The organism is Paenibacillus sp. JT31N7 (assembly GCF_059692095.1).
Genome location: NZ_JCAUAT010000014.1, coordinates 38,248 through 48,131 on the forward strand (window position 1 = coordinate 38,248; position 9,884 = coordinate 48,131).

General features: G+C 42.1%; 7 protein-coding genes. 2 read left to right on the forward strand and 5 right to left on the reverse strand.

Annotated elements, in window-relative coordinates; genetic code table 11:
- Genes AC58P5_RS27845 through AC58P5_RS27865 form a run of 5 tightly spaced genes read right to left on the reverse strand, consistent with a single transcriptional unit; the run spans position 1 to position 5,182 of the window.
- A complete protein-coding gene (locus AC58P5_RS27845; protein WP_497392307.1) occupies positions 1-777 on the reverse strand; it encodes an ABC transporter permease in 777 nt (258 codons plus the stop codon).
- Between the two features lie 50 nt (positions 778-827).
- Positions 828-1,772, reverse strand: coding sequence for a GDP-mannose 4,6-dehydratase (locus AC58P5_RS27850; RefSeq protein ID WP_497392309.1), 945 nt, complete (start codon positions 1,770-1,772; stop codon positions 828-830).
- Between the two features lie 17 nt (positions 1,773-1,789).
- Positions 1,790-2,752 carry a GDP-mannose 4,6-dehydratase gene (gene gmd / locus AC58P5_RS27855; RefSeq protein ID WP_497392311.1) on the reverse strand — a complete coding sequence of 321 codons (963 nt, stop codon included), beginning with the start codon at positions 2,750-2,752 and terminating at the stop codon, positions 1,790-1,792.
- 36 nt (positions 2,753-2,788) lie between these two features.
- Positions 2,789-3,862 (reverse strand): mannose-1-phosphate guanylyltransferase, encoded by a 1,074-nt coding sequence (locus tag AC58P5_RS27860; RefSeq protein WP_497392313.1) that lies wholly within the window; start codon positions 3,860-3,862, stop codon positions 2,789-2,791.
- A 24-nt stretch (positions 3,863-3,886) separates the two neighbouring features.
- Positions 3,887-5,182: a glycosyltransferase gene (locus AC58P5_RS27865; RefSeq protein WP_497392315.1), complete on the reverse strand. Its 1,296-nt coding sequence runs from the start codon at positions 5,180-5,182 to the stop codon at positions 3,887-3,889.
- Between the two features lie 150 nt (positions 5,183-5,332).
- Between AC58P5_RS27865 and AC58P5_RS27870 the strand changes: the two genes are divergently transcribed.
- Positions 5,333-7,786 (forward strand): O-antigen ligase family protein, encoded by a 2,454-nt coding sequence (locus AC58P5_RS27870; protein ID WP_497392317.1) that lies wholly within the window; start codon positions 5,333-5,335, stop codon positions 7,784-7,786.
- Between the two features lie 322 nt (positions 7,787-8,108).
- Positions 8,109-9,740: an S-layer homology domain-containing protein gene (locus AC58P5_RS27875; RefSeq protein WP_497392319.1), complete on the forward strand. Its 1,632-nt coding sequence runs from the start codon at positions 8,109-8,111 to the stop codon at positions 9,738-9,740.
- The last annotated feature ends 144 nt before the right edge of the window (positions 9,741-9,884 follow it).

A 9,884-nucleotide genomic window follows, 5' to 3' on the forward strand; every position in this document is an offset into this window, starting at 1 on the left:
TTAAAGTTCCTCCGCGAAGGTCTTTTCACTCTTCTGAAATAAGATAACCCCAATAATTAAAAGACTCCCTCCAACGAGGAAGGCATACATTATAGAGCCCCATTCCGGTTGAGTCCCATACAATAGTATATTCCGAAAAGCAGTTATAATGGGTACCATTGGATTATATGCAATTACATCAGCAACCGACTTTGGAAAAATATCAATTGCAAAGACTATAGGAGTCAAGTAAAACCAGATCATTGTTAGTATTCCTATAATATGCTCCAAATCCCTAAATTTTACATACAACGAAGAGAAAATAAGAGCCAGCCCTAAAGCGAAAATAAATTCAACTAGCAAGATAACCGGTAGCCAAAATACTGTAAGCCGAATAGGAATCCCAGAAATTAAAAGAGCAGGAAATACGATAATTAAACTAAAGATATAATTCATTAAATTTGTGCATACTACAGAAAGTGGTAATATCATTCTCGGAAAATAAATTTTCTTCACTAGATTTGCTCCAGCTACAATACATGTGGTAGCGCCTTGTATAGAGGAGGTGAAAAAAATCCATGGAAGCAGGGCGACAAAAAGGAACATAGGATAATCGGCCTGACTATTTTTTAATAAGAATGGAAAAACCACAGAATAGATTGCCAACTGAAGCAGCGGATTAACAAATGTCCATAAAAAACCGAGAAAAGATCCTTTATATCTAGAACGCAAATCTTTTCGAACAACACTCACAAGCATTTGCCTATAATCTACTATTTCTCTAAAAATATTAGTCATGTATGATCCACCTATTTTTTTATAAAGGAGTTACGACAGACAAAAGAAGGTCAATTCTCATTATGTCTCCAATACAAGTAAATTTCATGTAAAGATCTCTCCAAGGAAATTTTTTGCTCCCACGGAGTTTCATTTTTGATTTTTATATTTGAACCATAGTATTCGGGTATATCATTGGGCCTCATTTTTTCCGGATCCATGACTACCTTTATTTTCTTGTCCGTGAACGAAAGAAAGATATCCAAAATTTTCCGAATGGATACGCAAGAACCAGAACAAATGTTGTAGATTTCCCCTGCTTTACCTTGCTGATATAGCAATCTGTATGATTCGACAATGTCTCTGACATCCGTGAAATCTCGTTTGCTGCTTAAATCCCCTACGTATAATACCGGGTCACTGATACCCCGGTCTATATCCGCAATTTGTTTAGCAAAATCACTGGTTACGAATCCTAACTTCTGTCCCGGGCCTATATGGTTAAAAGGTCTCGCGTGTATAACTTGAATACCGTGAATCTTATTATACATGAGCGCTATTTTGCCAATGGTATATTTCGAAAGGCCGTAAGGATTACTGGGAATGGCCAGACTGTCTTCCCCAATAGGGGAAACAGCTTGAAGTCCGTATTCTTCCGAGGATCCTATCGATACAATTTTAACATCGTTTTTTATAGCCGAGTCCTTGATTGCTTCGAACAAAGATATGGAGTGCATAACATTAGATTCAAACGTTTCATCTATGTGATTCCATGAACGTTTCACTGAACTTTGACCGGATAAATGAAATATTGCATTTGGTTTCACGTACTCCAGTACATCACGTAAATTACCGGGATCTGCCCAGTCAAGAGATAGCATAGGTATCTTAGTTACTTGGGAAGAAACCGTTTTTTTACGAGTTCCTCCCCAAACTTCATAACCATTAGTTAGCAGATTAGTTGCCAAATAATGTCCAACAAATCCTTCCGCTCCTGTAATTAAAGCCTTTTTCATCTTCATACCGCCTTTAATTACTTTTTCAATCTTTCCATATCACTATCCACCATCATTTTAACAAGCTGTTCAAATCCTACTTCAAGCTCCCAACCAAGCTGCTCTTTAGCTTTAGTACAATCCCCTAACAAGAGGTCCACTTCTGCAGGACGCACAAATTTGGGGTCGATGACCACATAATCTCTCCAATTCAGACCCACATGACTAAACGCAATATCAACTAATTCCTCAACCGTATGAGTCTCTCCCGTGGAAATCACATAATCATCAGGTGTATCCTGTTGAAGCATCAACCACATAGCCTTAACGTAGTCACCAGCAAAGCCCCAATCCCTTTTAGCATCGAGATTTCCCATACGAAGCTCATTTTGCAGGCCGAGCTTGATTCTCGCAACTGCATCCGTTACTTTGCGGGTCACAAACTCAACCCCACGACGAGGCGATTCATGATTAAAGAGAATTCCTGAGCAAGCAAACATGTCGAAGCTTTCTCGATAATTGATTGTAATCCAGTGCCCGTATACTTTTGCTACTCCATATGGACTGCGCGGATAAAAAGGTGTCGTCTCTTTTTGAGGGGTTTCCACTACTTTACCAAACATCTCACTGCTGGATGCTTGATAAAATCTTGCTTCCGGTTTTACAATGCGAACGGCTTCCAGCATATTCGTAACGCCAATAGCAGTTGCTTGGGCCGTTAACACAGGCTGTTCCCATGAAGTGGCCACGAACGATTGAGCCGCAAGATTGTAGACTTCATCCGGGGCTGCGATCTGAACGGCTCTGATTAAAGAACTGAGGTCTTGAAGATCCCCGTCAATAAATTCAATTTCATTTTTGATATGTTGGATATTTTCCATGATAGGCACGCTGGTTCTTCTCTTTAATCCATATACTTTGTAACCTTTACTCAATAATAACTCCGCTAAGTAAGAACCGTCTTGTCCTGTAATCCCTGTAATCAGTGCACGTTTTGTCATTTTTCTTTTCTCCTTAAATGAGGTAATTTAATATAATTAAAGATATTTTTCTAATTTTTGAATCTTCAACTCTTTAATAATGGTTTTGATCTCTTGAGCCTTATCTTTCCGGCAAATCAGGGTTACATCCTCTGTATCCACTATAATTAAGTCTTCTACACCAAGTGTTGCGATCAGCTTTCCATTACTTTCAATAATACATTTCTTCGTGTCCAAACTTAGAATATTGCCCCGAATAACATTGCCATTCTCATCTAACTCATCAATTCTTTCTAAAGCTGTCCAACTCCCTACATCATCCCATCCGAAAACACAAGGAATCATATAGATGTCATTAATCTTTTCCATGATTCCATAATCGATGGATTGATCAGGCATTTTGGGGAATTCTCTGCGAATTACCTCATTTCTCTCTTCCGAAAGAAAGCTTCCTTTCATGACTTCTAGTATCTCATGCATATCTAACATATGCTGCTTTATGTATTCTCTGATAACTTCTATTTTCCAGATAAAAATTCCACTATTCCAGTAGTAGTTTCCTTGTTCTATATACTGGATAGCCTTCTCAAGATCAGGCTTCTCCACAAATTGGTTAACTCTATGGATTTCGAAATTATTCAATCTATGCGGATCTCCAACGGTTTCAATATACCCATAACCGGTCTCCGGATAATTTGGGGATATTCCCAAGGTTACCACACCATTTTTCTCACTAACCTGAATACCTGTCTGAATGATACTCAAAAATTCCTCTTCATTGTGTATGATATGATCCGATGGAATCACTACCATAGAGCTATTAGGAAACTTCTCCTCTATGATGATAGAAGCTAGCCCTATACAAGGTGCTGTATTTCGTCCAACCGGCTCGATAATGATGTTATCGGATGGAAGATGGGGAATTTGTGCTTGAATTAATTCCGCATATAACTCATTCGTTACAATAAAAATTTGATTGGCTGGAATCATCTTTTCAAGCCTGGTAATACATTGTTGAATCATAGACTTGTTTCCGGAAATATTCAAAAATTGTTTAGGGAGATTGATTCGGCTTTTAGGCCAAAATCTTTCTCCCTTACCGCCTGCCATTATCACTGCTGTAGCAACCATTTTATAAAGCCTCCATTTTGATAACTAGCTTAATAAACTTAAGTGCCTAAGCCTTTCTTTAATAAGTCCCCCAACTCTCTCGGGTGAATAGTCATTACGAATAGTTTTCTGTCCTTCCTTGGCTATTTCGCTATAAAACTCCTGATCTAAAAACAACCGCTTCATATAGTTAGAAGCATTCTCAATATCCGGTTCTGCCCAATACTGACCTTCCTTGTACGGGCCATAGTCCTGACCGATTTCAATAAGTTTATAATCGACGGGACATGAATTTTTAATATTCATGAAGTCGGTGTTTGCAGACCAATTAGTGCCTATAACGGCTTTGCCCAAGTACATGGCTTCTGCAAGTCCCAGACCAAAACCCTCAGATCGATGCAAAGAAACGAATACATCCACATTGTTTATAAGACTATTAACCTCTTCACGAGTTAATGTTCCTTTAATCAGATAAATATTGTTATAAGATCCAATTTCGGCTTTTAGAATCTCCATTTCTTGCGAACTGTTATCTATATTATTAACTTTAATAACAAGTCCAACTTCCTGATTATCAGCTGAAAAAGCTTTTTTAAAGGCTTCAATAACAGCCTTCGGATTCTTTCGCTCTTGGTAGCTGTGAACATCATACATTCCCAAAAATAAAAAGCTTTTCTCAGGAAGATTGAAGTGCTCTCTGTTCATGTCCTTATTAACGTGAACTTGAATACTGTGAGGAATTCGTACAACTGGCACAGGTGATTTAATTGCGATGGATTCTGCAACAAACCGTGAGGGTACCCAAATTTCATTAACCAGGTTGAAACTATTTTTCCATTCTTCCGGAAAGTCAGGAAGCTCCCAATGCCAATATCCAATATTGTATCGCCCCTGAAATATTTTATCCCCCAAGTGAGCGTTAACGAAAATCATCTGGTCCGCATTTATATGAAAAATATTGATATTATAAATAGGAGACTCGATTTCTTTGTGTACCCATGATAAATCTCCCATTCTCGATAGATTGTTAACTTCGAAGTTTATAACCCCGAAAGGAACATCCACCGCATCCATAGAACGGGCAGCTATTCTACAGGACTCCCCGATGCCCATTTCGGCTCGGTTGTATCCCACTAAATTTATTCCCCTGTCAAAATCACTAATAGATTCATTGGCATTTGCAAATACAGCTTTACTTTGAGGATACGCTGCATTCAACACCCTGGTCCTTAACCTTGTTTTGAGCTTGCCCGGAATAATACGGATTAGCATAGGTTTGAATTTCAAAGCCAAAGAATACACCAGCCGGGCTGACTTCGTTATAAAGCTGCGTCCCTTCATTTTACAACTCCTTGCTACTATACAACCCTTAACCGATCTGGTTCCACTGATCAGTATACTATTCTAACTGTACCCCATCCAATCATAAATTGGAATATTTTCTCCGCTATGATAAAATATTGTCGAGATTTATCGGAGAGGGAGACTGTGATGTACGCGTATAAAAAGCCAAAGCTAGACGAAAGAGAACAGGCTGAAAAGAGTTCTATCATCTTTTGGCTGCTGATCGGGTTCGTAACCCTGTTTTTGTTCTGGGCCCCGTTTCAGAAGGCCTTGTTTAACGGAAATTCGCTGAACTTTGAAAGACCCATTTATTCCGCCGTTATATGGGCCTCCATTTTTCTGTTCCTGACGGGAATCTACTTCTTCTACTTCTGGAAGCTTCGGGAACGCAAAGATCTTCTGAGTTTGTTTATCTTCTTAATTCCGCTCAGTTACCTGATTTCCTTGCTGCCGGCCGCTTCCAAATATTCGGCGGTAAACCTCCTGCTTATTCAGATCGTGCTCGTAACGCTGTTCCTGATCGGAGCCTATCTGACCAAATCGGCATTAGGGAATAAGATTATCCATACTGGGCTCCTGACCAGCGGTTATGTCATTGTAATCTTCGGCGTCATGAACTGGCTTGGAAACGGCAAGCTGGCGGGCGCAATCGTAGGTTGGTTTTCCTCAATCGATGCTACCGGTATTTACAAAGACGCCATCATGACGGATTCCAACGGTTTGCGTTTGACGTCCGTTTTCCAGTACGCCAATACCTACGCTGGCTTCTTGATCGCTCTATGGGGTGCAGGATTGTTCCTAGTATCGAAGAACCGCAGCTGGTCCAAAGTTCTGGTACACGCACTGTTCCTCATACCGATCCTAGTGTCCTTTATGCTCACCCTGTCACGCGGCGCGATTATCTTTCTGCCCATTATTTTCTTTCTTATTCTAATCTTTCAGAAGCCATCTAGGCAAATCCTCCTGCTTATTCATGCGGTATTGTCGACTCTGGCTTCCTTCGCCGTTTTAAACAAGATTACAGCGATCGGTATTGATGTGAATAAGGAGTTTTCGGCCTCTCTCTCGGGAAAAGGCTGGATGCTGCTCATCGGCGCCAGTGTGATTTACGGAATCCTTGCCTTATTGGTTCAACGTTTTGTTGCTCCATTGTTGATAAGCAAGCTGGAGAACTTCTCGGCCAGGAAGTGGGCCCCTTTCGCTATTCCAATTGGTTCCATTGTACTGGGCATTGTGGGTGTCTTGGTTGTCATGGCCACTCCGCTTAAAAATCTGCTTCCCGAAAATGTGCGGATCCGGTTGGAGACGATCAACTTCACCCAGCACAGTGTACTTGAGAGAATCACTTTTTACAAAGACGCTTCCAAGCTTTTTGCGGATTACCCGCTGTTCGGTGCAGGCGGCGGCGCTTGGTCTAGCTTGTACGAACAATACCAGAACAACCCTTACACAAGCCGCCAAGCGCATAACTATTTTATGCAGTATCTGGTCGAAGTCGGGGCTGTCGGCATCTTGATCCTGGCCGTACTGCTGATTGCCATTTTTGCGATGTACATTCGTAATTATATCCGCAGCACGGAACAGGAACGCGATAAACATTTTGTTTATTTCATCTTTGTCATTGCTATCCTGGGGCATAGCGTGCTCGACTTTGATATGAGCTATGTGTACATTGGAGCGCTTGTGTTCCTTTGCCTGGGGGCCATGATCGCAGACGTCAAAACAAAAGAATTTGCCAAACAAGCCGCATCGTTAAGATACGTGTATCCTTCGGTTATACTTGTTCTTTCAATCGTTACCCTCTTTGTTTCGGCACGCTATCTGAGTGCAAATAGTTCTTATAATAAAGCGCTGGAAGTGGCGAAAACTTCGCAAAACTATACGGAAATTGTAACGCCGTTAAATAATGCGCTGAGTTTACGCGGCAATCATCCTGAATATGTCTTATTAAAAGTGGACCTTTTGGCACAAATTTATAAACAAACTCAAGACGAAAAATATTTAAACGAAGAGATAGCATTAATCAACACCGCACGTGATAAAGAACCCTACAATAAATCTCTTCTGGATCGTGAACTAAACACCCTTCAAATCAAGGGACAGCAGGAGCAAGTTGAGAAGCTTATTCAAAAGGGTCTTAACTACTACCCATGGGACATTAGCTTCTATGAAAGAAGTATTCAAACCCATGTTACTGCCGGTTTTGAAGGATATGCAGCCAAGGATAAGGCTGCGGCAGATAAGGAGTGGAATCAGGCTCTCCAAGTTTACCAGCAAGTTCTCGATCGCATGAAGGAACTGGCCAAACTTCCCGAAGGGCAGCTGCAAGGCCGTGAATTTGATGTAACGGAACCCATTAGACTGTATCTGGGTCAAATGTACTTTGCTCAAGGCAAGTACGCCGATGCGGAGGCCTTATTGAAACCTTTCACTGCCGGTGAACTTAAAGACGGAAACGGCCAAACCGGTATCCGTTATTATCTGGCAGCTCTGAAGAAGCAAAATAAAACCGATCAGCCGGCTCTGGACAAAGTAAAAGCGTTAACTCCGACTGTCGAGCAAGAGATTGATCAGATTATCGCAAACACACCTCCGCTATAAAAAAATGAAAGATAAAAGCCTGTTCTCCCTTTAACGTGGAGGACAGGCTTTTTATTTTAAAATCAATCAGGCCGTTTGGGCAGTTTTAGAATCAAATTGTCCTTATTTTCCACCACATGTTACAAAGAGTCCCAGCTTATGAATAGTATTCTGGTTCTTTTAGCACAATTTTTTGTTTCATTTTTCCAATGTTCGGATAATTATTCTTGTTAAATGCTTACATGTATGAAATATCATCGTGAGGGAGGTGAATCGACAAAAGATGAAACTTAAGATCAAGATTACAGACAGAAAACAAAAGAGAGAATGGAGCGTTGCCCCGATGAATCAATGGTTTACCAAAACAGCTCAAATGCTGTGCTTGACGCTGATGCTTTCAGCTCTAATGCCGATTCTTGCTTCTGCACAAACAAGTTATTCCGGTATCTCCTTCAACAACGGAACGGTGAAAGGTTCTGTATACTTAGACCACAAAAACAGCGATGAAACAGAATTGCTCCTCTACGGCCCGAGCGGTCAATATGTGGGAGTAGTCAAAGCTACTTATGCAAATTATTTCGATGAAGCCAAGCAGCAGTATAAATACGATTTCCAAACGGTTGTCGACTCCGCTTACCGTTATGTTAAATTATACTCGGTAGTGGACTCCGTGTACGAAACCGTTAACAATGCAGCTTATAACAATGGGAACGACAATGATTCCGATAACGGTTCTACTACTCCGGGCGGAAGCACAGGCGGCGGTAGCGGCAATGGTGGAGGCGTGACCACTCCCGGTGACGGAAGCACAGCCGTGAACTCCATTAAAGCAGGCGCTGACGGCTCTCTAGATGCGCAGGCGTTGAAAGAGGCTCTTGCCAAAGGCGACACGCTGGAGATTGTATTAAACGGGGATATGGTAAATATCCCGGCATGGGTACTGAAAGACAGTGGCGACAATAAGCAAATTACGGTCAGAAACGGCAGCGCCGTTTACTATGTACCGCTTGCGACGATTAACTATGACTCCCTTGCCTCCTCTCTAAGCGTTGGAGCAAGTGACCTTTACATCCGTGTTACCGTGAAGTTCGTATCCGAGAGCATGCGCAGCACGATGCAGACGGAAGCGGCTGCAATGGGCGGTAAAATCATCGGTACTCCGGCTGATTTCAATCTGGAGGCAGCTACTACCGCCGGTAAAACAAGCATGATCAACACCGGCAATGTATACGTGCCTCGCAGCCTGAACTTCGATACCGTGCTTAACCAAGCAAAAACAACTGCTTTCCTATATAACGAAACGACTAAAACCATGACGTTCGTTCCAGCTTTCTACACGTTTAGCGACGGTAAAACAGACGTAATGGTGAAGCGTCAAGGCAACAGCATTTACGGTGTACTCGAGCTTAACAAAACCTTCTCGGACATCAAGGGACACTGGGCGGAGTCCAACATTACGATGCTCGCCAACAAGCTCGTGGTCGACGGCGTAACTAACACAACCTTCCAGCCGGACCGCAGTGTAACCCGTGCTGAATTCGCAGCTATGCTCGTCCGTTCTCTGGGCATTCAAAACACCGGTGGGACCTCCACGTTTAAGGACGTAGCTTCCAACCAGTGGTATGCCGATGTAGTTGCTACGGCAGCCAAGCTGAAACTGGTAGACGGCTATGAAGACGGTACGTTCCGTCCGAACAACCAGATTACTCGTGAAGAGCTTTCGGCCATGGTCGTTCGCGCTCTTAGCTACGCTGGGGTAAACACCAGCACGGAAATCACTAAGGGACAAGCCATGCTTACTAAGTTCAATGATTCCCATAAGATTGTCTGGGCTAAAGATGAAATGGCTGCGGCACTGAGCCTCGGTATCATCGACGGCATGACTTCGACTACGATCGAGCCTCTTCAACAGGCTACACGCGCACAAAGCGCAACGATGTTGAAGCGTTTCCTGACGGCAGCTAAATTTATCTAAGCAATAAAAAAGACAGTTCCTGAAAAGGAACTGTCAGATTGTCGAGAAACCCCATCTTTTTGAGATGTGGGTTTCTCTTTCTTTACCTAAAGCTGTTTGGCACACAAAAAAACAGAGGGTTACCCCCTCTTTTCCAGGCGATCC